Origin of the sequence: Anoxybacillus sp. CHMUD, assembly GCF_013096965.1 — a bacterium.
In the GTDB taxonomy this organism is placed as follows: domain Bacteria; phylum Bacillota; class Bacilli; order Bacillales; family Anoxybacillaceae; genus Anoxybacillus; species Anoxybacillus kestanbolensis_A.
Genome location: NZ_SDLG01000019.1, coordinates 17,502 through 41,577, shown reverse-complemented (window position 1 = coordinate 41,577; position 24,076 = coordinate 17,502). Strand labels below are relative to the sequence as shown.

The following is a 24,076-nucleotide window of genomic DNA, read 5'->3' as shown; positions in this document are numbered from 1 at the left end:
AGAGGCTCAATCGTTCGTCTCTTCTTATCTCTCAGCTCATTGCTGCGAGAATTAGCACCGTGCTTAACACTTGTTAAGTCGGTTGCCGGGCTTCATCGGGCTCGTCCCTCCACCTACTCTTGATAAGAATTCGCAATGTATAAAATTTTTCAAACAGTTCGTTTTTCACAAATTTAATTCGAATTATGACAGCACATGCCGATTTTGTCAACGATTTTTTAAAAAAGTTGCAACCGCCCGATGCGTTCCGCTGCTTCTTGAAGTCTTGCTTCGCTTGTGAGTAGCCCTGTGCGCACATAGCCTTCCCCATGTTCGCCAAACCCAATGCCCGGAGCGACCGCCACGTGCGCTTTTTGAAGCAAAAGGTCAGCAAACGTTTCCGACGTATAGCCGTTTGGCACCGGAAGCCAAGCGAAAAACGAACCTGCTGGCGCTTGCACATCCCAGCCGATGTCACGCAATGCATGAACGAACGTGTTTCTTCTTGCTTCATACGTCGCGACAAGCTCGGCGACGCATTGTTGCGAATCAAGTAGTGCGACTGCTGCCGCTTCTTGAATCGCCCCGAACATGCTGACGTATAAATGGTCTTGTAATACGTTGATCGCTTCGATCATGCTTTCGTTACCGACCGCAAAACCGATGCGCCATCCTGCCATATTGTACGTTTTTGAGAACGTATAAATTTCAATGCCGACGTCTTTGGCCCCTTCGACTTGTAAAAAGCTTACTGGCTTTTTCCCGTCAAAGCCGATCGCTCCGTATGCGAAATCGTGTACAACACCGATACGATGTTTTTCAGCAAACGAAACCGTGTCTTGAAAAAACGATTTCGTTGCGGTTGCGCCGGTCGGATTGTTCGGATAGTTTAAAAACATCAGTTTCGCCTTGCGAACGACATCTTTGTTTAGCTCCTCGTAATTAGGTAAAAAGCCGTTTTCCGCCCGTAGCGGCATCATTTCCATGCGCGCCCGCGCAAGCACGACCCCCGACCAATAGTCTGGATAACCGGGATCAGGAACGAGCACAACATCGCCCGGATTTAATAAGCAAAGCGGCATTTCAACAAGCCCTGCTTTTCCGCCAAACAAAATAGCGACTTCTTTTTCAGGATCAATCGTCACGCCATACTCGCGTTTATAAAACGTCGCGACTGCTTCTTTCAAAAACGAATAGCCGCGAAATGGTGAATATTTATGATACATAGGCTTTGCTACCGCCTGTTGCATCGCGCTTACAATGTGCGCTGGTGTCGGCTGATCTGGATTTCCTTGTCCGAGATTAATGACATCATGTCCTTCGGCAATGACTGCGTTCACTTTTTGCACGAGCGAAGCAAAAAATTGCTTCGGAAGTTGCTGTAACAAGTTCGATTGCGGAAATGTTTTCATTTTTCACACCTACTTCACAAAAAGGTTGAAATTCTAGTCAAGAATCATATATCGTAAAAATCAAAATGTAAAGAAAATTTTTTTGAGGTGAATGAGATGAATATCGCTTGCGTACAAATGGACATTGCGTTTGGAGCACCGGAAAAAAATAAACAAACAGTCGTGCGCTACATGGAACAAATCGCGAAAGAAGCCGATGTCGTCGTTTTACCTGAACTATGGACGACAGGTTACGATTTAACGAGACTTGCTCATATTGCTGATGAAAACGGCGAACAAACGAAAGCGTTTCTTTCCGAACTTGCCCGCACGTATCATGTGCATATCGTCGGCGGATCGGTCGCGAAAAAAGTGGCGGACAACATAACGAATACGATGTATATCGTCCATCGAAACGGCGATGTCGTTTGTGAATATAGCAAACTTCATTTGTTTAAATTGATGGATGAGCATGTATATTTACAAGCGGGAGAAACGACCGGGCTATGTTCGCTCGATGAAACGACGTGTGCGGGGGTCATTTGTTATGACATTCGCTTTCCAGAATGGATTCGCGCGCATACGCTAAACGGTGCGGAAGTGTTATTTGTCGTTGCGGAATGGCCCCTTTCGCGCCTTCATCATTGGCGCACGTTATTAATGGCGCGAGCGATCGAAAATCAATGTTACGTCGTCGCGTGCAACCGTGCAGGATCAGACCCGAACAACACGTTTGCTGGGCATTCGATGATTATCGATCCGTGGGGAAATATTCTTGCAGAAGGAAGCGAACAAGAAACGGTCATCAAGGCAACGATCGACATAAGCGAAGTACAACGCGTACGCGCCCGCATCCCGATTTTTGCCGATCGTCGTCCAGACGTGTATAAAATTTTTGAAAAAAAAGATTGACAAACAAGCGAGAAGCGATGTATGATTCAAATCAAGCGAATTAACGAAACGTTTTCACTATTCAAAACATTCGAATAAAGATAAACACTCTTATCAAGAGCAGGTGGAGGGACGAGCCCGATGAAACCCGGCAACCGGCGATGACGCACGGTGCTAATTCTTGCAGCAGTAGGCTGAGAGATAAGAGGTGCGAAGCAAACTTCAAACCTCTTTCGTTCAGCGAAAGAGGTTTTTTATTTATGTCAAGGGGGGAATTCATATGTACGAACCGTTAACAGAACAAAAAGCGATCGCTCTCGCTGTCCGCTTAGGGCTATTTGACAACGATGCCCTTCTTTCTAGTCAAGAAATTGGTGATGGCAACTTAAATCTCGTCTTTCGCATCGTCAACGAACGCACAAACGACAGCATCATTATCAAACAAGCGCTACCGTATGCGAAAGTCGTCGGAGAAAGCTGGCCGCTCACATTAAAACGAGCGACAATTGAAAGCCAAGCGTTGCGCACATTCGCAAGCTACGTTCCTCACTATGTTCCGAAAGTGTACTATTCCGATGAGACTTTAGCGATTACGGTGATGGAAGATTTGTCGCATTTACAAATTGCACGTCGTGGACTGATCGAAGGAAAAACATTTCCGAAGCTTTCTGAACATATCGGCGAGTTTGTCGCGAAAACGGCGTTTTATACGTCTGATTTTGGCATGAATCAACAACAAAAAAAGAAGCTCGCCCAACAATTTACAAACCCTGAACTATGTAAAATTACGGAAGATCTCGTCTTTACCGACCCGTTTTTTGACCACGACACGAACAACTTTGAAGCAGAACTGCGCGCCGATGTCAAGCAGCTTTGGCAAGATGATGAACTCAAGCGCGAAGTAGCGAAATTGAAACGGCTCTTTTTAACAAAAGCAGACGTGTTGCTTCATGGCGACTTACATACCGGAAGCATATTCGCAAGCGACGATGACACGAAAGTAATTGATCCAGAATTTGCATTTTACGGTCCGATCGGCTTTGATTTAGGGAATTTTTTTGCCAATTTACTATTAAACGCCCTCGCTCGCCATGAAAGCGAATGCGAGCCGCTCTTTACACATATTGAAAAAACGTGGGACGTGTTTGTTCGCACATTTACAACATGTTGGCAAGAAAGCAACGAACCGTATGCGCGCGTTTCTTTCGTGCTCGACGACATCATGAACGATGCGCTCGTGGAAGCAATCGGCTTTGCTGGTTGCGAAGTCATTCGCCGCACGATCGGTTTAGCGCATGTGGCGGACCTCGATGAATTGCCGCTTGAACAACGGCTCGAAGCGAAACGCCATGCCCTTCGTCTCGGACGCGAGCTGATCGTCCATCGACACAATCTTCGTGTCGATGATTTCAAACGTCTCGTTGAACAAACCGCACATGTAAACAGCTAGGAGGAAAATGATGAAAGCAGTACAATGGCACGATACGCATATTACAATTTTAAACCAACAAGCGTTGCCTCATAAGACTGAATATTTAGAATTAAAAAATATAGAAGACGTGTGGGACGCGATCGTCACGTTAAAAGTGCGCGGGGCACCAGCGATCGGCATGACCGCTGCTTACGGATTAGCGCTTGCAGCCAAATTATATGAAACCGATGATTTAGCGACATTTCATACTAAACTAAAGCGCGATCGCGACTATTTAGCAAGCTCGCGTCCGACTGCCGTCAATTTATTTTGGGCGCTTGACCGGCTGATGAAAAGCGTCGCCAACGCCACATCTGTCAACGAAGCAAAAACGACGCTTATTCATGAAGCAATTTGCATTCAAATTGAAGATGAAGACGTCTGCCGCCGCATCGGTGAATATGCCCTTTCTTTGTTTCAAGACGGCGACCGCATCATGACAATTTGCAATGCGGGGGCGATTGCAACGGCGCGCTACGGTACCGCCCTTGCGCCGTTTCATTTAGCGAAAGAAAAAGGAATCACCCTTCATGCGTACGCTTGTGAAACACGCCCGGTCTTGCAAGGCGCAAGGCTGACCGCATGGGAGCTTTCCGAAGCGGGTGTTGATGTGACGCTTATTACAGACAATATGGCCGCGCAAACGATGAAAGCCAAACATATTTCCGCAGTCATCGTCGGCGCCGATCGCATTGCCGCCAACGGCGATACCGCCAACAAAATCGGTACGTTCGGCTTAGCTATTTTGGCAAAAGCGTTCAACATTCCGTTTTACGTCGCTGCCCCGCTTTCAACAATCGACTTACAGACGAAAACAGGCGACGATATCCCGATTGAAGAGCGGGTGAAAGAAGAAGTGACGCATATCGGAGGCGTGCGCATCGCACCAGATGTGAACGTCTACAACCCGGCATTTGACGTCACACCGCATGAACTTATTACAGGCATTATTACTGAAAAAGGCATCGTTTTCGGCGATTATGAAACGAAGCTACCGACATTATTTGAGGAGGTTTTTGCATGAGAAACATATGGGCAATGATCGTGCTTTTATTCGCGCTATTAGTCGGGTGCACGAACGAACAAGACGCCGTCTCAAAACCGGCAGAGCAGCCGAAAGAAGAAACGAAACAAACGAATGAAACAACAGGAGCGGACATTCCAGCCGCATTAAACAAACCGATTAAAATTGCCGCCATTATGCAAATGTCGATCGGTACCTTTTCATCACAATATATCGCTGGGGTAAAAGAACAAGTCGCGAAATTCGGAGGCGACGTGCAAATTTATAACGCCGATAACGATTTAACGAAAATGGCATCGTACGTCGAAACAGCAATTAGCCAAAACGTCGATGCGATTTTATTAGACCACGGACGCGCCGATGCGTTAAAAGCGCCAGTTGAAAAAGCGCTCGCGAAAGGCATTCACGTCGTCGCATTCGATAACGATTTAAACATTCCAGGTGTCACCGTCATTGACCAAGACGATTACAGCTTAGCATGGAAAACGTTAAAAACGTTAGCGGAAGATTTAAACGGTGAAGGTGAAATCGTCACCATTTGGGTCGGCGGCTTTACGCCGATGGAACGCCGCCACGTCATATATGAAGCGTTTCAAAAACGATATCCAAACATAAAAGAAGTCGCCAAATTCGGCACGGCAAGCGCCAATACTGCATTAGATACACAAACACAAATGGAAGCCATTTTGAAAAAATATCCGAATAAAGGCGACATCGACGCCGTCTTTGCGACGTGGGATGAGTTCGCTAAAGGAGCGACGCGCGCCATTCAACAAGCAGGTCGAACAGAAATTAAAGTATACGGCATCGACTTAAGCGATGAAGATTTACAACTCATTCAACAACCGAATAGCCCATGGGTCGCAACAACGGCAACTGACCCAGCGGAAGTCGGACGCGTGCAAGTGCGCTTTGCGTATCAAAAAATTGCAGGCGAACAAACGCCAAATATTTATTCACTTGAACCGCATTTAGTGAAACGTTCTGATTTACCAGATGAGCAAGTGTCGATCGGCGAACTGCACAACTACATTACAAGCTGGGGCCAATCGAATGTTGCGGTTTCGCCGTGGATGAAGACGCTTGAAGAAAAGGTGAAAAAACAATGAGCGGTTTACGCATGAAACAAATCGTTCATTCATTTGGTGATGTGACCGTATTAAACGGCGTGAACTTCCATATCCAACCGGGCGAAGTTCACGCCCTTTTAGGTATGAATGGCGCGGGAAAAAGCACGTTAATGAACATTTTAGCTGGCGTGTTGCAACCGACTAGCGGAACGATTGAAATCGATGGACAGCCACATACATTTTTTTCGCCGAAAGATGCGAAACGAGCCGGCATCGGACATGTTGTGCAAGAAGTCGATGTGGCATTATTCCCTGCTTTATCTGTATATGAAAATATTCTCGCTGAACAAATGGTCGAACAAAAACATATGTTCTTTTCCAAAACGAAACAGCGCACAACTGTTTTACAACTGCTTGAACGCGTCGGCTTAGCCCATTTGTCGCTTGATACACCGGTACAGACGTGCACGCTTCATGAAAAACAACTCATTTTACTCGCGCGCGTCCTTTCTTCTTCCGCTCGCTACATTATTTTAGATGAACCAACCGCTTCATTAAGCGAAGAAGAAACGAAACGATTGTTTGCGATGATCGAACAATTGAAAGCACAAGGAGTGTCGTTTATTTACATCTCGCATAAATTGCACGAAGTAAAACGCATATGCGACCGCATGACGATTTTACGAGACGGTACCGTCGTTTACGAAGGCGATGTATCGCTAGCGACAGAAGACATCGTGCGCCATATGGTCGGACGCCAAAAAGAAACGAACGAGCAACGAGCGCGCACCGTCCGCGACGAAACGATATTTGAAGTGAAACAATTGTATATCCCGAAAACGAACACGACCGTCGATCTTGCTGTTCGGCGTGGTGAAATTGTCGGCATCGCTGGCCTTGTTGGTGCAGGAAAAACAGAACTTGCCGAAAGTATGATCGCTCACGTAAAAACGACAGGCGAACGCATATTGCATGGAAAAAAGCAAACGTGGAACTCGCCAAAAGATGCAATTGAAGCAGGCGTTTGTTTCATTCCTGAAGAACGGCGAAAACAAGGGCTTTTTATGAACGAAACGATCGAAAAAAACTTGACCATACGCCTATTGTCAAACATCGCCCCATGGCAATGGATTGACAAACGACGTGAGCGCACGATCGCTACAAACCTTATTTCATCGTTACATATTCGCCCATCTTCGCCGACTGCGCTTGTGAAACATTTAAGCGGCGGCAATCAACAAAAAGTCGTCATCGGGAAATGGTTACAAACAAATGGCGACGTCTTTCTTTTTGACGAGCCGACAAAAGGCATTGACGTGCATGCGAAAGAAGAAGTGTTTGCCATCATTCGCGCGCTTGCTGAAAAAGGAAAAGCGATCATTTATTTAACGAGCGAATGTCAAGAATTGCTTCATATCGCCGATACGATTTACATCATGGTCGACGGGCGCTTCGTCAAAAAAATGGACGCACACGAGGCGACGTATGAACAGCTCGTCTATGACATGACAGGGGGTGGAACAAATTGAAGTTTTTATACAAGTACGGAACGATACTCGCTATCGTAATCGTCATCGCTTTTTTTAGCTTCTCGCTCGATTCGTTTTTCACATACGCCAACTTTAGCGACATTTTGCGCTCTATTTCCATTGTGACGCTTGTTGCGATCGGCATTACGTTTTCGTTAATTGTCGACGGGTTTGATTTATCGGTCGGCTCCACCGTCAGCTTAGCAACGATCGCCAGCGCCTCCGCGCTCGTTTTACATCGTCAAGAACTTTTCGTAGCCCTTGCCGTTCCGCTTCTTCTCGGAGCGCTCGTTGGGCTGCTCAATGCGTTTCTCATTATTCGCCTTCGTTTGCCTGACTTGTTGGCGACGTTAGCGGTCATGTACATCATTAACGGTGTGCAATTGACGTACACAAAAGGTTTTTCCATTTATAACGATATGCCACTTCCCGAAGGTGGTGTGGCACCTGGAAAATTTATTCCATCGTTTTTATTTATCGGACAAGGAGAGCTGTTTGGCGTCCCGTTTTCTGTGTTGCTTATGCTTTTGCTCGTCGTTTGTGCGCATCTTTTTTTAACATATACAAAAACAGGCCGCTTATTTTATATGACAGGCGAAAATCGTGAAGCCGCTCATCTCACCGGCATTCCTGTCAACCGCTATCGTACATATGCGTATATGATTAGCGGATTGTTTGCCGCTTTAGGTGGTATTGTGCTCGCTTCCCGCATTGGTACAGGGCAAGTATCTGCGGGCGCATCGCTACTCATGGACGGCGTCGCCGCTGCCTTTATCGGTTTTTCCGTGTTTGGTGCCGGCAAACCGAATGTGATCGGTACGTTACTTGGCTCGATTTTTATTGGCGTGTTGTTAAACGGGCTGACGATGATGAACGTCCCGTACTATGCGCAAGATATTATAAAAGGAGCGCTACTCATTTTCGCACTTGCGTTGTCCCATATCGTAAAAAAATAACCCACCTTACGCGAGGTGGGTTTCAAACGTTCGTTCTTTTTCGACTTTTTCAATCAGTTCATCGAGCAACTGAATGACTTCGGCAGATGCTTGTTCAAGTTCAATAAGTTGCGCTTCGGCACCTTTTAAATCGCCTTTAGCGTACGCTTCGGCTGCTTTTTTCGCTGCGATGTGTACACGTTCGTGCGGAGCATTTAATTTTTCGTATGCCGGTGTACCTTGCAGTTGTTTTTTCGTTTGTTCATCAAAGTACCATTTGCCTAGTCGACATTGATAGTGCGAAGCAACATCTTCTGGACGAACGGTTTCATAGCCAACGATCATATCGGTTCATCGCATGTCATTATCAATTGGTAAAGTAATATAAAACGTTGTACCAACCCCGACTTCGCTTTCGACGTCAATGCGCCCTTGATGTTCTTCAATAATTTTATAGCTGACCATTAAGCCAAGTCCCGTTCCGCGCTCTTTCGTCGTATAAAACGGTTCGCCTAATTTTTTGATTTTATCTTTCGGAATGCCGCTTCCTTCATCGCGGACAGAAATGCGTACCCCCTCTGCAACGTGCGCCACGGAAACGGTAATCGTTCCGCCTTTTGGCATCACTTCAATTGCATTTTTTAATATGTTAATAAACACTTGTTTTAGTTGTTTCGAATCGCAATAAATCGGCGGAACCGGCTCATATGTGGCTTCAATTTGAATGTTATGCATCGTCGCTTGTACACTTAACAAATCGACCGTCTCTTGCATAATTTTTGCGACATCGCCTCGCTCGTAATGAACGGCTTGCGGTTTTGCTAAAATGAGAAATTCAGTAATAATGGACTCAATGCGCTTTAATTCCGACATAATGACGTGAAAATACATATTATGTTGTTCACAATCATTGCCGATGCTTCCTTGTAAAAGCTGAATAAATCCTTTTAGCGCTGTCATCGGATTGCGAATTTCGTGCGCAATGCCTGCCGCCAGTTGACCGACGACGCTTAACGTATCCGATTTGCGAAGTTGTTCTTCCATTTCTTTTTTCTCGGTAATGTCGCGCACCATCATCAAACCGACATGTTCAATAATGTTCGGTTTAAACGATAATTCAACGATTTTTTTCTTTCCTTCGCCATCTGTAATTGTAAATTGTTCTTCTTCCTCTCCGTTGTTCAACCACATTTGAAATTTATGCAAATCGTTGCTTCCGATAAATGTATGCAACCTTTTTTCCATCAACTGTTCTTTGGAAAGCGCGAAAATACGGCATGCTACAGGATTGGCATCAAAAATACGCTGTTCGTTATCCATTAACACAATGCCGTCCATCGCATGATTAAATACGTTGCGAAATTTTTGTTCTTGTTCACGCAACTGTTTCTCCATTTTTCTCCGTTCACTTACGTTGCGGAAAATCGTTAAATGATAGCCGTTAATAACCCCTTTTTTCGAAGTAAATTCAAGTTGTTTTTTCTCCCCGTTTGGCATATGAAACGTTAATTCATCGCGAATTTCTCCATCGCGGAAAAATTGCCGTAACACGTGACGTACTTTTTCATCTTTTGCATCAATAAACTGCATTAAGTTCGCATGAACAAGGTCATGGAGCGACAATTCAAACGTTCGGCTTGCCGCTGGATTGGCGCGCAAAATATTTCCAAAGTTATCGCAAATTAAAATCGCCTCATGAGCTTGTTCAAAAATAGCACGAAATCGCTCTTCGCTTCGTTGCAAATTCATCTCCATGCTTCGTTTTTCCGTCACGTTGCGCATAATCGCCATAAAAAAGCCGCTATGTACGTTCGTTGTTAACGTCAGTTCAAACAGCTTTTGCATGCCGTCCCCTAAAATAAACGGAAGTTCGCTCGATACCGTTCCCGTTCGTTTTAATGTGAGCAACAGTTGTTCAAATAAACCGTAATATTCAATTGGAATAAATGTTTGAATCGATAATTTGAATAGCTCTTCTTTCGAGACATTGACACTCGCACAAAAGGAAGGATTCGCATCAATAAAGCGTCCTTGTTCATCAAAAATGACGATGCCGTCGCCTGCGCGATTAAACAAATCTTTAAATAACGTTTCGTTAATCGTCCGTTCACGCTCAAGCACTTTTTTGGAGGTAATGTCGCGGATCATATATAAGTTAAACGGTTGTTCGTTATAGCGGCGCATAAATAGTTGCACATGTTTGATTTCGCCATCGGCTAAACGGATGATGAGCTCATCGTCGTATGTCCCAAATTTATGCAACATTTGTCTTTGAAAATGGAAAATATGTTCTGGCACAAGGTAGGCGTATTCGTAAAAATTTTTTTGCAACAACTGTTCTTTTGACGCACGAAACAAACGGCACGCCGCTTCATTGACGTCTACGAACGTCCCGTCATCTTTTACTAAAACGATCGCGTCTGTCACTTGTTGTAAAATAAAATTATACAAACTTATTCGCCGATCGATCGCCTCTTTTTCTTGTATCGAAAGCTGAACGAATTTTGATTCTTCCATCATGTTTTGCAAACTCAAACGCACTCCCTCCCCACAAACTCCCTCTCCATAGTTATGATGTATATTCGCCATCTGTTTTTTTATTCCTTCTTGAATTTTCCGAAAATTTTACTAATCTGATTGGAATTAAAAAAAGCAGCGCATCGGCTGCTTAACGATCGGTAATGACGATATATGTTGCTTTCACCGGCCCATGCACGCCGACAACTAAGTTCATTTCAATATCTGCGGAGTTGCTCGGACCTGTAATGAAATTGATGCATGACGGAACATGCTTCTCCCGAATGATGTGCGCCGCTTGCGTCATTCGCGGAACGATTGTACTTTTCGGAATAAGCGCCACATACGTCGTCGGTAAAAAGCTAATCGTTCTCCCTTGATCGCGGTTGTTTAATAACACGACCGTTCCTGATTCCGCTAGCGTCATGTCGCTCCATGTCATGCCGATATTAGCTCGTTCTGCCGCTTCAATATTGTCACGTCCACGTGTAGCGTCCCATACGTACACATCTTCTCTCTGTAAAAAGGAGGAGAGCCCAAACTGTTCGTAGCGCTCGTCGTTTGCGACAACGATCGGTCCACCGCCATGCGCAGCAACGACTTGTTGTAGCGTATCACGAAGCTCGGCGCTGTTTGTTTCAACAAGCGTCGTATGAATGCGAGTACATTGTTGTTTTAATACGTCGAGCAATTCATTTTGGCTGTATCCTTGAAACACCGTTTGTTGCGGTGCATGTTTCCACTGTGGGCGCTCAACAGACGTGCGCACATCGCGTCCAAGTCGTGAAGCAATTCGTTGTAAAAAAGCTTCCATTATTCGTTCCCCCTTTGTTTCAACCAGTCGCGGAACCGTTCTTTTTCTGGCGCTGGAAATTCACGAATGTCCGTCCACGCTTTTAACGGTCCGGGACCTTTCGAAATGCGGTCGTTTGTCGTAAACGGATTGACGGCAGTCGGGGCAATTTTTGAACCAAGCTTATATAACAGCGATGATGCTGCACCTAATCCGAACGCTTTCATCGCTAATTTTTCCGAAATCGGCGCTTTTCCTTCCCGTTCGACAATCGTTTGGCGATGTTTTAATAGCAGCTCATGAAGCGGAATTTTAACCGGGCACGCTTCCGTACATGCCGCACATAACGTCGATGCATAAGGCAACTCTTTATAATCATCGTAGCCGCCAAGAAGCGGAGACAATACCGCCCCGATCGGCCCAGAATAAATCGAACCGTACGAATGTCCTCCAATATGACGGTATACAGGGCAAACGTTCACGCACGCCGCGCAACGAATACATTGCAACACCGGTTGAAATTCCGTCCCTAAAATGTCAGAACGTCCGTTGTCGACAATGACGAGATGAAATTCTTCTGGTCCGTCCACTTCCCCTTCCTCGCGCGGACCGGTTAATACGGTAATGTAGCTCGTCAATTTTTGCCCGACCGCACTTCTCGTCAGTAAACTAACGAGCACTTCCATTTCTTCAAACGTCGGTACGATGCGCTCCATTCCCATGACTGTAATTTGTGTTTTCGGCAATGCGGTGACTAAATCGGCGTTTCCTTCGTTCGTCACAAGCGTAATCGAACCGGATTCCGCAACCGCAAAATTGCATCCGGTAATGCCGACGTCTGCGGTTAAATATTGTTGGCGCAACATCGCACGCGCATGAAGCGCCAGTTCTTCTGGCTTTTCTGTTTTTGTATACGCTAGCTTTTCCTTAAATACGTCGCGAATTTGTTCTTTATTTTTATGAAGCGCCGGCGCAACGATATGAGACGGTGGATCGTGGTCATCGACTTGCAAAATGTATTCACCAAGGTCCGTTTCAATGACTTCACAGCCAAGCTTCTCTAATGCGGCATTCATATGAATTTCTTCCGTCACCATCGATTTCGATTTCACAATTTTTTTCGCTTGTTTGCTTGCGACGACGCGGCAAATGTAGTCGTTCGCTTCTTCTGCCGTTTGCGCAAAAAAGACGTGCCCGCCGCGTTTTTTTACATTTTCGCTCAGTTGCATTAAATAATAGTCTAAGTTTTCAAGTGTATGTTGGCGAATTTCTTCTCCGAGCGCGCGCCATTCTTCCCAGTTGCCGAGTTCTTCGGCTGCTTCTAATCGGCGCGTGCGCAGCCGCTCTTGCGCCCCTGCCACTGCCCCGCGCATAAACGTATTATGAATCCCCTTTTCCACCCGTTCGTGAAATTCTCCCATGTTAATTTTCATCGCCATATGAATCCCCCCTATCTACTATTGAGCACTTCGGCAATGTGCATGACGCGAATCGGTTTGCCTTTTCGTTCGATGCGCCCACCGATATTCATTAAACAGCCACAGTCTGCACCGATTAAATAGTCGGCTTCGACTTGTTCAATACATTGAATTTTTTCATCGACCATTTGTTCTGAAATCGGCCCCATTTTTACGGAAAACGTGCCGCCAAATCCACAGCAATTGTGCGCGTTTGGCAAAGGGACAACTTCCAGCCCTTTCACGTGTTGTAATAACGTAAACGGCGCGTCTTTCACGCCGAGCAGGCGCGTCATATGACATGATGTATGGTACGTCGCCTTCCCTTCTAACCGCGCGCCAACATCTTCCACTTTCAGCACATCAACAATAAATTGCGTCAGTTCGTACGTTTTATCGGCGAGGCGTTGCGCGCGTTCTTCCCATTCCCCATCACCTTGAAAAATGTGCGGATATTCTTTAAACATCGTTGCACACGAACCGGATGGGGTCACGATATATTCTGCATGTTCAAACGTGCGAATCATATGTTTCATCGCTTCCTTCGCTTCTTTTACATACCCGCTATTGTACGCGGGCTGACCACAGCACGTTTGCCCTTCTGGAAAATGAATTGTACATCCAAGCCGCTCTAACAGCTCCACTGTCGCTTTTCCGACATTGACGTGAAATAAATCGACTAAACATGTAACGAATAATGTAACGTTCATCCCCGATCCCCTTTCGAAAACGTTTTCTTTTCCTTCACTTTACATGCAATTGCCAAATTAGTCAACCGGTCATCTGATGAGTATGTGTGGAGGGAGCCCCCTCATCATGAAGAAATGTAGTCAGAAAGCACTTTTTCTACGTGTCCTAAATGGTCTTTCATTCGCTCTTGCGCAAGTTCGATGTTTTGTTCGCGAATCGCTTCAAAAATGGCGATATGGTCTTCAAGTAGTTGTTCTGTCGTCGCTTGTTTCGCAAACAGCCAAATGCGGCGCGTTTCTCGCATCGTCTCCATCATCATTCCCGACACGTTGTTCATTAAGCTAACTAATAACGGATTTTTCGTCGCCGCCGCAATCGCCATATGAAATAAAAAGTCGGCCTGTTCCCCAAGCTCTTCATCGCCGATCACCTCACGCATTTGCGTAAGGGCGCTTTGCATGGCGCGCAAATCTTCTTCCGTCCGTTTTAGCGCCGCCAATCCAGCTGCGCCAACTTCAAGCAGTTTGCGCACTTCTAATAAATGGGCCACGTCTTCTTTGCTCATCAGTATAGCGGTAGAAATCGGGAACGATAACATCGCTGGGTCAAATTCACGCACGTATGTGCCTTCCCCTTGTTTCATTTCAATAAGCCCCATCGCTCGAAGCGCAGTTAACGCTTCGCGAATGGCTGCGCGCCCAACTTGGAAATTTTCAGCTAGTTGTTGAACGGAATCGAGTTTATCGCCCGGTTTTAACTGTCCCGTTTGAATCATATGTAAGATGGCTTCGGCTACTTCTTCATATATTTTTTTCGGTTTAATTTGTTTGTACACTCTGTCCACCCCATCATCTCTTGTTTGCTCCCCCACATAAATAGAATATCATATCATATTTTTTTACAAAAGAAATGTGAAAAATTTTTAAATTTTCGTATTGAAAAATGATTGCGCTTACATTATGATATACTCATCAGATGATTATATGACCTTATGAGGAGGGGATAAGGAATTACATCATCACATATTGTTATATCATTCACATAAACAAAGGGGGATGAACATGTTATCATTTATCGCACTATTGCCAATTTTAACAATTTTCTTATTTCTTGTTGTGCTGAAATGGCCAGCGAGCCGCGCGATGCCTGTTGCGCTCGTTGTGACCGCGGCGATCGCTTTGTTCGTTTGGGGGACGAAAATGAACGTTGTCGCCGCCGCTAGCGTCAACGGGATAAAAACCGCCATCGAAATTATGTTTATCGTATTTGGAGCAGTATTGCTTTTAAATACGGTGAAAGAAAGCGGCGCAATTGAAACGATTCGCCAAGGATTCATTCACATTTCGCCAGATCGCCGCATTCAAGCGATCATTATCGCTTGGTTGTTCGGTTCGTTTATTGAAGGGGCCGCAGGATTCGGAACACCAGCAGCAATCGCCGCTCCGCTTCTCGTTGCAATCGGCTTTCCAGCGATGGCGGCTGTATTAGTTTCGCTTATTATTCAAAGTACACCTGTTTCATTTGGGGCGATCGGCACACCGATTCTCGTTGGGGTAAACACGGGTCTTGCCAATCAAGAAGCCGTCATGAAAGCAATTGGCGATATGGAGTTTACCGACTATTTACTGCAAATTGCCGCCAACGTCGGCCTCATTCATGCGTTAGTCGGAACGTTTATTCCGCTTATTATGGTCGGGATGCTTACGCGCTTTTTTGGCAAAAATCGTTCGTTCCGTGAAGGATTGCGCGTATGGAAATTTGCGTTGCTTGCCGGATTGGCGTTCACCGTTCCGTATGCGATAATCGCAAACGTGCTCGGACCAGAATTTCCATCGTTAGTCGGGGCGTTAATCGGCCTGATGATTGTCGTTCCAGCTGCAAAAGCCGGACTATTTATGCCGAAAGATACGTTTGATTTCGAACATCGCAACCGTTGGGAACAAGAATGGATCGGGCGTTTAAACAATGAACAAATGAACTTGCAACAAAGAAACAAGCGCATTTCGCTTTTAAACGCATGGTTCCCATACGTATTAGTTGCTGTGTTGCTCGTCATTACGCGCACCGTAACAGAAGTGAAAGCGTTTTTAACGGGAGAAAGCGTCACCATTCTCATCGATAACTTATTCAACTCTGGCATTGCGATTAAATCAACGCCGCTTTATTTGCCAGGTACGATTTTCTTAATCGTTTCACTTATCACGTACGTGTTACATCGTATGGACGCTTCAAGCTACAAAAAAGCGTTTACCGATTCGTTTAAAACGGCATTAAGCGCAGGTTCGGCACTCATTTTCGCGGTACCGATGATCAACATTTTCATTAATACGAAAACAGATGAGCTTGCGAGCATGCCGCTCGTTTTAGCCGAAGGCGTATCGCATATCGCCGGTTCAGCATGGCCGATCGTGGCGCCGCTCATCGGTGCGCTCGGCGCGTTTATCGCTGGAAGTAACACATTTAGCAATATGATGTTCTCCCTCTTCCAGTTCGGTACGGCAGAAAGCATCGGCTTGTCAGCTTCAGGCGCTGCGGTCGTCGTTGCGCTGCAAGCTGTTGGTGGAGCAGCAGGAAATATGATTTGCGTCCATAACGTCGTCGCTGCTTCCGCCACAGTCGGCCTCGTCGGTCAAGAAGGAAGCTTAATTCGTAAAGCGCTCATTCCGATGACGTATTACATTTTAGCGGCTGGTATGCTCGGCATGGGCTTGATCGTCGGCGGCTTTAACGTTTGGTTTGTCCTTTATGCCGTCATCGTCGTTGCATTCATTTTGTTTATGATGTCAAACCGCGGCAAAACAAAACGGGCCGAAAACCAAATTTCAGCATAATACAAAAGGGTGTCCTGTAAAAAGGATACCCTTTTTCCTTTCCCTTCTTATATGATATAATGACTTGTTGCAACCTACATATAAAGGAGTCGTTTGCAGTGCATATCATCTGTACAACGTTGAATGCGAAATATATTCATACGAACTTAGCAATTCGCTATTTAAAAGCATACGCCGCACCGGAGTTTCATGTGGAGCTTGTCGAATATACAATTAAAGACCCGGTGTTAAACATCGTCACCGATTTATATCGCCGCAAACCCGATGTCGTCGGGTTTAGCTGTTACATTTGGAACATCGAACAGACGATTGAAGTTATTCAGCTTTTGAAAAAAGTGCATCCGACCGTCACAATCGTCGTCGGTGGACCAGAAGTGTCATATGACGTCGCTTATTGGCTTGAGCGCGTACCACAGTTTGATTATATCGTCATCGGCGAAGGAGAAGAAACGTTTAAACAGCTTCTGACAGCGCTTCAAAATGGCGATGATGTCGCAAACATCGCTGGTCTTGCGTTTCATCAAGACGGCAAAGCGGTCATCAATCCGCAGCGAAATAAAATCAATTTAGCGAATATGCCGTCGCCGTTTCGCTTTCCAGAAGATATTCCGCATTTGTCCAAACGCGTCACATACGTCGAAACGAGCCGCGGCTGTCCGTTTAGTTGCCAATTTTGTTTATCGTCGATTGAAGTTGGCGTCCGCTATTTTGACCGTGAAAAAATAAAAGAAGATTTACGCTACTTAATGAAACATGGCGCGAAAGTCATTAAATTTGTCGATCGCACGTTTAACATTAGCCGCAGCTATGCGATGGATATGTTTCAATTTTTAATTGACGAACACGTGCCGGGCGTCGTCTTTCAATTTGAAATTACAGCGGATATTATGCGTCCAGAAGTGATCGAGTTTTTAAACCGTGAAGCGCCGCCGGGACTGTTTCGCTTTGAAATTGGCGTGCAATCGACGAACGATGAAGTCAATAAACTCGTCATGCGGAAACAAAATTTTGATAAACTTACCCGAACGGTTACGATGGTAAAACAAGGTGGAAAAATTGCGCAACATCTCGATTTAATTGCCGGACTTCCTGAAGAAGATTACACATCGTTTCGAAAAACGTTTAATGACGTATTTGCGCTCCGTCCTGAAGAATTGCAACTCGGCTTTTTGAAAATGTTGCGCGGCACAGGCTTACGCCATAAGGCAAACGAATACGGCTACGTCTTTATGGACCGCGCACCGTATGAAATTTTGCGAAACAACGTGCTGTCGTTTCATGACATCATTCGCTTAAAACAAGTCGAAGATGTGCTTGAAAAATATTGGAACGATCATCGGATGGACGAGACGATTGAATATATCGTCACCCATTTATTTGACACACCGTTTGACTTTTTCCAATCGTTCGGCACGTATTGGGACGAACAAGGATGGGCGCGCATCGGACATCAACTTGAAGATTTATTCCGCCGCCTCTATTCGTTTTTACAAACGTTACACACGAACGACTTGCCGATCGTCGAAGCGTTCATGAAATACGACTATTTGCGCAATCAAAAACAAAAACCGCGCAAACCGTGGTGGGACGAAAAAACGGACAAGAGTGCGCGCGCACGTGTATACGAAAAACTGTCCGAACAACCATATCTTCTTTCACTAAGCGAAAAAGAACTATTTAAACATACCGTCGTCGAAATGATTCCTTTCGACTTGCCGCATTATTTACAAACGAAACAAGTGCGCATATGCAACATGGCGATGATCGTTTACTTTAACCAATCGACAATGAAAGCAGAGACGTATTTTTTGGAAATGGAACAACAAGTCACGTATGAGTAAAATGTTTGTGGGAGAAAAAAGACAGGTTCCTCATGATGGAACCTGTCAACAGTCTGATACCACCCGCTTTGGTGGTACTCAGTTTAGTGTTTCATTAAAATGTCTAGCCATGAATAGCTGCAAGTAACTCGTTAAACTTATTTCTGGTAATTCTTTGGATTGATCCCATTCAAAATATCTTATATTTTGTATTAAAGAACAAAACTCTCGATTCCGTAATAAGTGCATCGTTAACTTATTTTTGGCAGTATATTTTAAGGTAGTTGATGGCTTGTTTTCTATAATTGTTCTCACAATCCCCAACATCATGTCAGTCATTTCTACGCCGATTTCTTCACCCTTGGGAACTAGTTTACAATTATTAATCACGTAATTTTCCCCTCTATAAAGCGCTTGAATATTTAATAAATCCTTTACTAAACTATCTAAATTCAATTTAACATCATGTTCGTACTTATCTCTAAGTTGGAAGAGATTAAGATTTTCGTACTCATTAGCTTTTTCGATTAACACTTCTGCTTCTATGTCAATGTTCTTACCGTATCCTCTTAGTAAACCATACAGAATTCTTTCAGGAAACTTCGTGTAAATCATGTCTTCAACTACATCTTTTCCTAATTCAGTAGCACCAACAAGAGCAGAATAATCATAATTAATTACAATCATCTTGATAAACTCGGAATACTTTGCTAAAGTCTCGCCAATACGAATAAAATTATCCCTTTCATTCGAATCGCCATAATAGCTCTTAAAATGTAACTTAATCAATCCATCCCTCAATTTTTGAGTTAATAATTGAAAATCGTCTTGATAGTATATTTCATACGGAATAGATAGACCACCCATCAAATTAGGTTTGACACTCCTTTTGCCGCTCTCATCAAAAAATATCATGATCTTTTCCTTACCCATTAATTAACACCGTTCCTTAACAACTGGAAGTTGACTTTTGCCTAAGTCTTATTATAATATGAGAGTACATCAATATCCCTCGGGGCTCCGCGTGATATTGAATATAGGCGGCGAGTAACTCGGGATTCCGCGTGAAAAGCCGTCGACAATGCGAGAGTAAATCTCAAGTACGACTTTTGGTAAAGAGCCATTACTATTACATTTTACCATTGTATTCATTTTCAAAAAAGTAAAAAACGTAACAAATTGGGCTGCTTTCGTATATACGTAAGCAGCCCTTTCTCTCTGGCTACATAGTCCGAACCTATGTAGCCTACACTTTGTACTATGCAATTATTTCATAAATATGCTTTACTCATTTTTCTTTTCCTTCTTCACTTCTTCTAACAGCTCGATCACTTTATGCGCATTGATGTCACCTTGTTCGCTCCCGAATTCTTCCTTTAATATATCGCTTGGAATCGGAATTGTTTTGCCTGCTTGTTTGTTTTTCATGTTCCTTGCCGTCCTTTTTTCGAATTTCGGTTTGCGCCGCGGCTCATATCTTCGCCACCAGCGTATTGCGCAGCAAATTCATCTTTCGGCATGCTTTCCGTCGGCGTTTGGTTGTTCGTTTTTGCGGCATCGTGTGTCACTTTGCGCTTCATGATCGTTCACCTCCCGCATGTTCTTTTTTGTATGCAATGAGTATAATGTCTTCGCCCGTTTGTTCACGAAGCTTTCGCTCAAATTGTTGCACTTCGGCAATGTCGCGTTCATGCAATTGTGCAATTGGAAAATGCATATGAATCCCCCCTCACAAGTAATGTCACGCAAATGAACATATTTTATACGCCATTTAGCCACATTAATGATGAGGTGATCATCATGGAAAAAGAAAAAGAAATCGAATCGCCCATTTTCGATGAGACGCAACCGCATCAAATTCACGCCCCGTCATTTAAGGGAACGGGCATCGAGATGAAACCACCATTTGTCAATCGGTATGGGGTCGTCATTGGCGATAGTAAATACAATTCGCCAAACTCCCCACTTCATGAATGGAGCGACGAAACCGATCCGAGTGTAATGGCGGGTGACGAATGGGTGCACCCAACAAACGACATCGGTTGGAATACCCCCGAAAACCGCGCCTTACTCGAAGAAAAACGGAGCGAACTAGCACCGTTTACCCATCCAGATAAAGACGTCGGATACGGGGCGGATTGATACATTCGCCCCGTTTTCGTCATACATTGAAGGAGCAATACATGACGAGGTGGCGTATATGGACCGCGAATGGATTCAACTTATGGAAGTGATTGGTGTCGGCATTATTGTGACGGGATATATTCTTTTATTTATAGGCGAATATCGTGAGCTAGAAGAAATGAAACAAGAGGGATCATTTTCCCCCTGTAAATGAAATGCCTTTAATGAAATAGCGATTGAAAAATGCATAAATGACTAATACAGGCATCGTAAACACCATCGACGCCGCCATAATGTAGTTCCAATAGCTAATGTATTGTCCTTGTTAATTTGAATTTCAACCGAACTTGAAACCGATTGCAACAAAAAATTTGTGACAAAATTCGTGGCATTTTGTCCAAAAATGTTCTCCCCTTCCCACGAACTGTCGTGCTATAATGATACAAAAAGAAAGGAGGCTTTTTCATGAAAGGTCGATGGACGAGCCATTTTCAGAAAAAACCGAAAACAGATGAGCAGAAAAACGCGACAACAGCTAGAAAAAAGTTCAGTTTTCAGAAAAAAACGAAAAACAAAACGACGATCGGGAAAAAATATGGGATCGTTTTCAGCTTTGCTACACTTTTATTTGTCAGCGTTTTCATTTTTGTCGCCTTGCTTGTTCATAACTTAACGAACGTCGTAAAACAAGTGGAGCAAAAAAGCGACCAAGCTATTTTAATTACCGATCTGAATGCTTTATTTAAACAAAAATATATTGTCATCACCGACTACATGACAAACCCTCGCCCTGAAACATTATGGAACTATGAAGATTTAACGAAGCAATTTAACGATAAAATGAAGCAGCTCGAACCGTATATGCAAACGGAAGAAGCGAAAACGATTTACCAATCAACGATTTCTATCGAAAACCAGCTGAACGAACTGCTTCATAAAACGATTCAACCGACCATCTTATCATATCGCGACCGTGGGGAAATTATAGACCTTTCTCAAATTATAAGCTTCCAAAATAAAGCGGCGATGATTCGCGATATGAGCATTGAAAAGCTCGACATATTAAAGCAGCTCGTTATTCGTGAACGTCATGACCTCGTCGCGCAAATGCATGATACGATCATGAAAAATATATTGATGATGGTTATAGCGGTCGTTGTCGCCCTCGCCTTATCGGTCGTTTCTCTTACCGTCGTTAGCCGTAAAATAAGCAATCGGTTAAAACGAGTTGTGCACATTTGCCATGAGCTTGCGCGCGGCAATTTGCGCGTTGAGCGTTTGACGGATACGAAAAATGACGAAGTCGGGCAAATCGCTCATGCGATGAATGAATTAATGGACGGACTAGCGCAATCTATCGCCCAAATTCAAGCGGCAGCGAAGTATGTAAACGATATGTCACAAACGTTGCGATTGAATGCAGAAACGACGACGGAAGCGAACGAGCAAATTACACAAGCGATGTTGCAAATCGCTTCAGGTGCTGAACAACAAGTTGACGTCTCACAAAAAACAAACGACGCGGTGCACGATGTGTCCAATGCATTAACGAGCGTAATAGAAAAAGTAACCAATACGACGAAAGTAACGACAGAAGCGGCGGCGCGCGTCAACGAAGGAACATCTTTAGTAGAGCAAACGGTTGCACAAATGAAAGTCATTCACGAACAAATTGAACGGCTTGCGACAGTTATTGAATCGCTAAACGATAAATCGAAAGAAATTCATCAAATCGTCGGCTTTATTGCAAACATTTCCGATCAAACGAATTTGCTTGCGTTAAACGCCGCCATTGAAGCGGCGCGCGCCGGAGAGCACGGAAAAGGATTTGGCGTCGTTGCGGAAGAAGTGCGCAAACTTGCGGAACAAACGGCCCATGCGGCAGGTAATATTCGCGCGCTTGCCGAACAGTCGCAAACGCAAACAGCCCATGCGGTGACAGTGATGAATGAAAGCAGCGAATCGTTCCAAGCTGGACATTCGCTCGTCGAACAAGTCGGAAACATTTTCTGCTCGATTTCGACTCATATGGCGCGCGTCCAAGCTGAAAGCGATGCGGTGCACGATACGATTCGTTCCGTAGAAGAAAAAGTGAAAACGATGACGGCATTCGCTGACCAAATTATTGATATTTCATCTCAATCCGCCCATAATATTGAACAAGTCGCCGCAACGACAGAAGAACAAAACGCAACGATGCAAGAGCTGCTCGCCTCGTCGCAAGAGCTCGCAAGCACAGCGGAGCAACTTCGTCAGGCGGTCGCACGCTTTCAAATGTAACAAATAGATAACCGTCCTTTCGCATCATCAAAAGGACGGTTTCTTCGTTTGTATTCACTCAGAAAGGAAGTGGACGCATGCTTTCCCCTCACCTTGCGAAAAAAATTGTGTCGGACGTCCGCCGCCTCATTCATGAAGATCTCATTATCGTCGACACGCATGGCATCATTATCGCCAGCACCGACCCGACGCGCATCGGGCAATTTCATGAAGGCGCGTTTCTCGTTTGCCAAGAAAAACAAAAACGAATCATTACGAAAGAAGACGAAGGAAAGCTCAAAGGAGTAAAAGCTGGCATCAACTTACCTGTTTTTTTTCACGGTGACGTCATTGGCGTCATCGGCATTACAGGAGACCCAGCGAACGTATCACCATACGGTGAGCTATTAAAAAAAATGACCGAGCTTCTCATTCAAGAAAACTACTATACGGAACAGTTACAACTTGAAGCGCGTGCGCTTGAAACGTTCGTCTTCGATTGGCTGCAAGCGCGCGAATGGTCGCCATCCTTGCACGAGCGAGCCCAACTGTTTCATATCGATCTGCATGTTAAACGGCGTGTCATTATCGCTTCGTTAAAGGAAACAAAACAAACGATTTCCGTTGACATGTGGAAATACGTTCAAACCGTTTGGAACGATGCACGTGACGTCATCGTCCGTTGGGGAAACGATCGCTTACTTATTTTACAAACAGACGATGACAAAGAACGAACGATCGCTAAAATCAAAACGATGCAACGCGCACTATTAGACAAATACGATGTGACGCTTCATATCGGATGCGGAAAAATGGGAGATAGTAAACAGGCGTACCATTCGTATAAGCAAGCCGAACGTGCCCTTCATATCGCCAAACAAACAGGCGACATCGTTTTCGATGAAGATTTACGATTGGACATGTGTTTAGAAGACATTTCGCTTGCGACAAAACAAGAACTTATTAAACGAACGATTGCGCCATTAATGAATGAACAAGAGCTTCTTCATACATTGCGTACTTTTTTCGCCAACCACTTATCGCTCAAACGAACGGCAGAGGCGCTTCACATTCATATTAATACGCTTCATTATCGGCTAAAAAAAATACAAGATTATACGAAACTGAACGTGCGCCATCTCGAACATATCATCACCTTATACTTAGCTATTCGTTTTTTAGATGAAACAACAAAAAAATAATCTGTAAGCGTTTTATTTTTATATGTTTATACATAGCGGGTTTTCCCGCTTTTTTATATGCTTACAGTACAAACAAAGGAAAGAAGGTGGATG

23 protein-coding genes, 1 pseudogene and 2 riboswitches are annotated in these 24,076 nt (G+C 44.5%); of the genes and pseudogenes, 12 read left to right on the top strand and 12 right to left on the bottom strand.

The genetic code is table 11. The features are described 5' to 3' along the window. Positions 1-21 precede the first annotated feature (21 nt). Positions 22-129: riboswitch (SAM riboswitch) on the bottom strand. An 89-nt stretch (positions 130-218) separates the two neighbouring features. Further along, positions 219-1,391 (bottom strand): pyridoxal phosphate-dependent aminotransferase, encoded by a 1,173-nt coding sequence (locus tag ETB99_RS11675; protein ID WP_171700674.1) that lies wholly within the window; start codon positions 1,389-1,391, stop codon positions 219-221. 96 nt (positions 1,392-1,487) lie between these two features. On the opposite strand from ETB99_RS11675, the gene ETB99_RS11670 reads away from it, so the two are divergent. From ETB99_RS11670 to ETB99_RS11645, 6 genes are all read left to right on the top strand, one after another. Next, entirely contained in the window at positions 1,488-2,282 is a 795-nt protein-coding gene (locus ETB99_RS11670) for a carbon-nitrogen family hydrolase (protein WP_171700673.1), read from the top strand. 87 nt (positions 2,283-2,369) lie between these two features. Next, a riboswitch (SAM riboswitch) is annotated at positions 2,370-2,469 on the top strand. Between the two features lie 72 nt (positions 2,470-2,541). Continuing rightward, complete coding sequence (mtnK, locus tag ETB99_RS11665; RefSeq protein ID WP_171700672.1) at positions 2,542-3,711, top strand: S-methyl-5-thioribose kinase; 1,170 nt, start codon at positions 2,542-2,544, stop codon at positions 3,709-3,711. Between the two features lie 7 nt (positions 3,712-3,718). Further along, positions 3,719-4,756: an S-methyl-5-thioribose-1-phosphate isomerase gene (mtnA, locus tag ETB99_RS11660; RefSeq protein WP_171700671.1), complete on the top strand. Its 1,038-nt coding sequence runs from the start codon at positions 3,719-3,721 to the stop codon at positions 4,754-4,756. Beyond that, on the top strand, positions 4,753-5,865 hold the full coding sequence (locus ETB99_RS11655; RefSeq protein WP_077428123.1) for a sugar ABC transporter substrate-binding protein: 1,113 nt from the start codon (positions 4,753-4,755) through the stop codon (positions 5,863-5,865). Before mtnA ends, ETB99_RS11655 begins: the two co-directional genes overlap by 4 nt. Continuing rightward, on the top strand, positions 5,862-7,355 hold the full coding sequence (locus tag ETB99_RS11650) for a sugar ABC transporter ATP-binding protein (RefSeq protein WP_128999986.1): 1,494 nt from the start codon (positions 5,862-5,864) through the stop codon (positions 7,353-7,355). Before ETB99_RS11655 ends, ETB99_RS11650 begins: the two co-directional genes overlap by 4 nt. Then, a complete protein-coding gene (locus ETB99_RS11645; protein ID WP_077428119.1) occupies positions 7,352-8,311 on the top strand; it encodes an ABC transporter permease in 960 nt (319 codons plus the stop codon). Before ETB99_RS11650 ends, ETB99_RS11645 begins: the two co-directional genes overlap by 4 nt. Before the next feature lie 6 nt (positions 8,312-8,317). On the opposite strand, the gene ETB99_RS11640 is transcribed toward ETB99_RS11645, so the two are convergent. The 6 genes from ETB99_RS11640 to ETB99_RS11615 all read right to left on the bottom strand — a co-directional run bounded on the left by ETB99_RS11640 (position 8,318) and on the right by ETB99_RS11615 (position 14,591). Then, positions 8,318-8,635: a CZB domain-containing protein gene (locus ETB99_RS11640; RefSeq protein ID WP_253263628.1), complete on the bottom strand. Its 318-nt coding sequence runs from the start codon at positions 8,633-8,635 to the stop codon at positions 8,318-8,320. Between the two features lie 6 nt (positions 8,636-8,641). Continuing rightward, entirely contained in the window at positions 8,642-10,810 is a 2,169-nt protein-coding gene (locus ETB99_RS11635; RefSeq protein ID WP_171700680.1) for a PAS domain-containing sensor histidine kinase, read from the bottom strand. Positions 10,811-10,958: 148 nt separating this feature from the next. Next, on the bottom strand, positions 10,959-11,621 hold the full coding sequence (locus ETB99_RS11630) for a LutC/YkgG family protein (protein ID WP_077428117.1): 663 nt from the start codon (positions 11,619-11,621) through the stop codon (positions 10,959-10,961). Beyond that, positions 11,621-13,039: a LutB/LldF family L-lactate oxidation iron-sulfur protein gene (locus ETB99_RS11625; protein WP_171700670.1), complete on the bottom strand. Its 1,419-nt coding sequence runs from the start codon at positions 13,037-13,039 to the stop codon at positions 11,621-11,623. The genes ETB99_RS11630 and ETB99_RS11625 overlap by 1 nt, the downstream gene beginning before the upstream one ends. An 11-nt stretch (positions 13,040-13,050) precedes the next feature. Then, a complete protein-coding gene (locus tag ETB99_RS11620) occupies positions 13,051-13,767 on the bottom strand; it encodes a (Fe-S)-binding protein (protein ID WP_004891488.1) in 717 nt (238 codons plus the stop codon). A gap of 104 nt (positions 13,768-13,871) precedes the next feature. Beyond that, a complete protein-coding gene (locus ETB99_RS11615) occupies positions 13,872-14,591 on the bottom strand; it encodes a FadR/GntR family transcriptional regulator (protein ID WP_171700669.1) in 720 nt (239 codons plus the stop codon). A 211-nt stretch (positions 14,592-14,802) separates the two neighbouring features. Between ETB99_RS11615 and ETB99_RS11610 the strand changes: the two genes are divergently transcribed. Both ETB99_RS11610 and ETB99_RS11605 read left to right on the top strand, forming a co-directional pair. After that, positions 14,803-16,578 carry an L-lactate permease gene (locus ETB99_RS11610; protein WP_171700668.1) on the top strand — a complete coding sequence of 592 codons (1,776 nt, stop codon included), beginning with the start codon at positions 14,803-14,805 and terminating at the stop codon, positions 16,576-16,578. A gap of 98 nt (positions 16,579-16,676) precedes the next feature. Continuing rightward, complete coding sequence (locus tag ETB99_RS11605; RefSeq protein ID WP_171700667.1) at positions 16,677-18,419, top strand: B12-binding domain-containing radical SAM protein; 1,743 nt, start codon at positions 16,677-16,679, stop codon at positions 18,417-18,419. Positions 18,420-18,497: 78 nt separating this feature from the next. On the opposite strand, the gene ETB99_RS11600 is transcribed toward ETB99_RS11605, so the two are convergent. From ETB99_RS11600 to ETB99_RS11585, 4 genes are all read right to left on the bottom strand, one after another. Next, positions 18,498-19,331 carry a hypothetical protein gene (locus tag ETB99_RS11600; RefSeq protein ID WP_128999980.1) on the bottom strand — a complete coding sequence of 278 codons (834 nt, stop codon included), beginning with the start codon at positions 19,329-19,331 and terminating at the stop codon, positions 18,498-18,500. Between the two features lie 351 nt (positions 19,332-19,682). Beyond that, positions 19,683-19,826, bottom strand: coding sequence for a hypothetical protein (locus tag ETB99_RS11595; RefSeq protein WP_171700666.1), 144 nt, complete (start codon positions 19,824-19,826; stop codon positions 19,683-19,685). Next, the gene (locus tag ETB99_RS11590; RefSeq protein WP_171700665.1) at positions 19,823-19,978 is read right to left on the bottom strand and encodes a hypothetical protein; all 156 of its coding nucleotides are present in this window, start codon (positions 19,976-19,978) and stop codon (positions 19,823-19,825) included. Before ETB99_RS11590 ends, ETB99_RS11595 begins: the two co-directional genes overlap by 4 nt. Continuing rightward, on the bottom strand, positions 19,975-20,115 hold the full coding sequence (locus tag ETB99_RS11585; protein ID WP_164970096.1) for a hypothetical protein: 141 nt from the start codon (positions 20,113-20,115) through the stop codon (positions 19,975-19,977). The genes ETB99_RS11590 and ETB99_RS11585 overlap by 4 nt, the downstream gene beginning before the upstream one ends. An 83-nt stretch (positions 20,116-20,198) precedes the next feature. Here ETB99_RS11585 and ETB99_RS11580 point away from each other — a divergent pair, with 83 nt between their 5' ends. Together ETB99_RS11580 and ETB99_RS11575 are read left to right on the top strand one after the other, a co-directional pair. Beyond that, on the top strand, positions 20,199-20,540 hold the full coding sequence (locus tag ETB99_RS11580) for a DUF3905 domain-containing protein (protein WP_237811180.1): 342 nt from the start codon (positions 20,199-20,201) through the stop codon (positions 20,538-20,540). A gap of 58 nt (positions 20,541-20,598) precedes the next feature. Next, entirely contained in the window at positions 20,599-20,736 is a 138-nt protein-coding gene (locus ETB99_RS11575) for a hypothetical protein (protein ID WP_171700663.1), read from the top strand. On the opposite strand, the pseudogene ETB99_RS15090 reads toward ETB99_RS11575, so the two are convergent. Continuing rightward, positions 20,716-20,847 (bottom strand): annotated as a pseudogene (locus tag ETB99_RS15090) (carbohydrate ABC transporter permease); the annotation flags it as partial. The gene ETB99_RS11575 and the pseudogene ETB99_RS15090 sit on opposite strands and share 21 nt — an antisense overlap. A 140-nt stretch (positions 20,848-20,987) precedes the next feature. Here ETB99_RS15090 and ETB99_RS11570 point away from each other — a divergent pair. Next, positions 20,988-22,802 (top strand): methyl-accepting chemotaxis protein, encoded by a 1,815-nt coding sequence (locus ETB99_RS11570; protein WP_171700662.1) that lies wholly within the window; start codon positions 20,988-20,990, stop codon positions 22,800-22,802. A 77-nt stretch (positions 22,803-22,879) separates the two neighbouring features. Then, on the top strand, positions 22,880-23,983 hold the full coding sequence (locus ETB99_RS11565) for a CdaR family transcriptional regulator (RefSeq protein ID WP_171700661.1): 1,104 nt from the start codon (positions 22,880-22,882) through the stop codon (positions 23,981-23,983). Positions 23,984-24,076 lie beyond the last annotated feature (93 nt).

Excerpts from the sequence above, each read along its gene's own strand:
- ETB99_RS11675 (WP_171700674.1), bottom strand. The coding sequence starts at position 1,391 with ATGAAAACATTTCCGCAATCGAACTTGTTACAGCAACTTCCGAAGCAA.
- ETB99_RS11670 (WP_171700673.1), top strand. The coding sequence starts at position 1,488 with ATGAATATCGCTTGCGTACAAATGGACATTGCGTTTGGAGCACCGGAA.
- mtnK (WP_171700672.1), top strand. The coding sequence starts at position 2,542 with ATGTACGAACCGTTAACAGAACAAAAAGCGATCGCTCTCGCTGTCCGC.
- mtnA (WP_171700671.1), top strand. The coding sequence starts at position 3,719 with ATGATGAAAGCAGTACAATGGCACGATACGCATATTACAATTTTAAAC.
- ETB99_RS11655 (WP_077428123.1), top strand. The coding sequence starts at position 4,753 with ATGAGAAACATATGGGCAATGATCGTGCTTTTATTCGCGCTATTAGTC.
- ETB99_RS11650 (WP_128999986.1), top strand. The coding sequence starts at position 5,862 with ATGAGCGGTTTACGCATGAAACAAATCGTTCATTCATTTGGTGATGTG.
- ETB99_RS11640 (WP_253263628.1), bottom strand. The coding sequence starts at position 8,635 with ATGATCGTTGGCTATGAAACCGTTCGTCCAGAAGATGTTGCTTCGCAC.
- ETB99_RS11635 (WP_171700680.1), bottom strand. The coding sequence starts at position 10,810 with ATGATGGAAGAATCAAAATTCGTTCAGCTTTCGATACAAGAAAAAGAG.
- ETB99_RS11630 (WP_077428117.1), bottom strand. The coding sequence starts at position 11,621 with ATGGAAGCTTTTTTACAACGAATTGCTTCACGACTTGGACGCGATGTG.
- ETB99_RS11625 (WP_171700670.1), bottom strand. The coding sequence starts at position 13,039 with ATGGCGATGAAAATTAACATGGGAGAATTTCACGAACGGGTGGAAAAG.
- ETB99_RS11620 (WP_004891488.1), bottom strand. The coding sequence starts at position 13,767 with ATGAACGTTACATTATTCGTTACATGTTTAGTCGATTTATTTCACGTC.
- ETB99_RS11610 (WP_171700668.1), top strand. The coding sequence starts at position 14,803 with ATGAACATGTTATCATTTATCGCACTATTGCCAATTTTAACAATTTTC.
- ETB99_RS11600 (WP_128999980.1), bottom strand. The coding sequence starts at position 19,331 with ATGGGTAAGGAAAAGATCATGATATTTTTTGATGAGAGCGGCAAAAGG.
- ETB99_RS11595 (WP_171700666.1), bottom strand. The coding sequence starts at position 19,826 with ATGAAAAACAAACAAGCAGGCAAAACAATTCCGATTCCAAGCGATATA.
- ETB99_RS11590 (WP_171700665.1), bottom strand. The coding sequence starts at position 19,978 with ATGAAGCGCAAAGTGACACACGATGCCGCAAAAACGAACAACCAAACG.
- ETB99_RS11585 (WP_164970096.1), bottom strand. The coding sequence starts at position 20,115 with ATGCATTTTCCAATTGCACAATTGCATGAACGCGACATTGCCGAAGTG.
- ETB99_RS11580 (WP_237811180.1), top strand. The coding sequence starts at position 20,199 with ATGGAAAAAGAAAAAGAAATCGAATCGCCCATTTTCGATGAGACGCAA.
- ETB99_RS11575 (WP_171700663.1), top strand. The coding sequence starts at position 20,599 with ATGGACCGCGAATGGATTCAACTTATGGAAGTGATTGGTGTCGGCATT.
- ETB99_RS11570 (WP_171700662.1), top strand. The coding sequence starts at position 20,988 with ATGAAAGGTCGATGGACGAGCCATTTTCAGAAAAAACCGAAAACAGAT.
- ETB99_RS11565 (WP_171700661.1), top strand. The coding sequence starts at position 22,880 with ATGCTTTCCCCTCACCTTGCGAAAAAAATTGTGTCGGACGTCCGCCGC.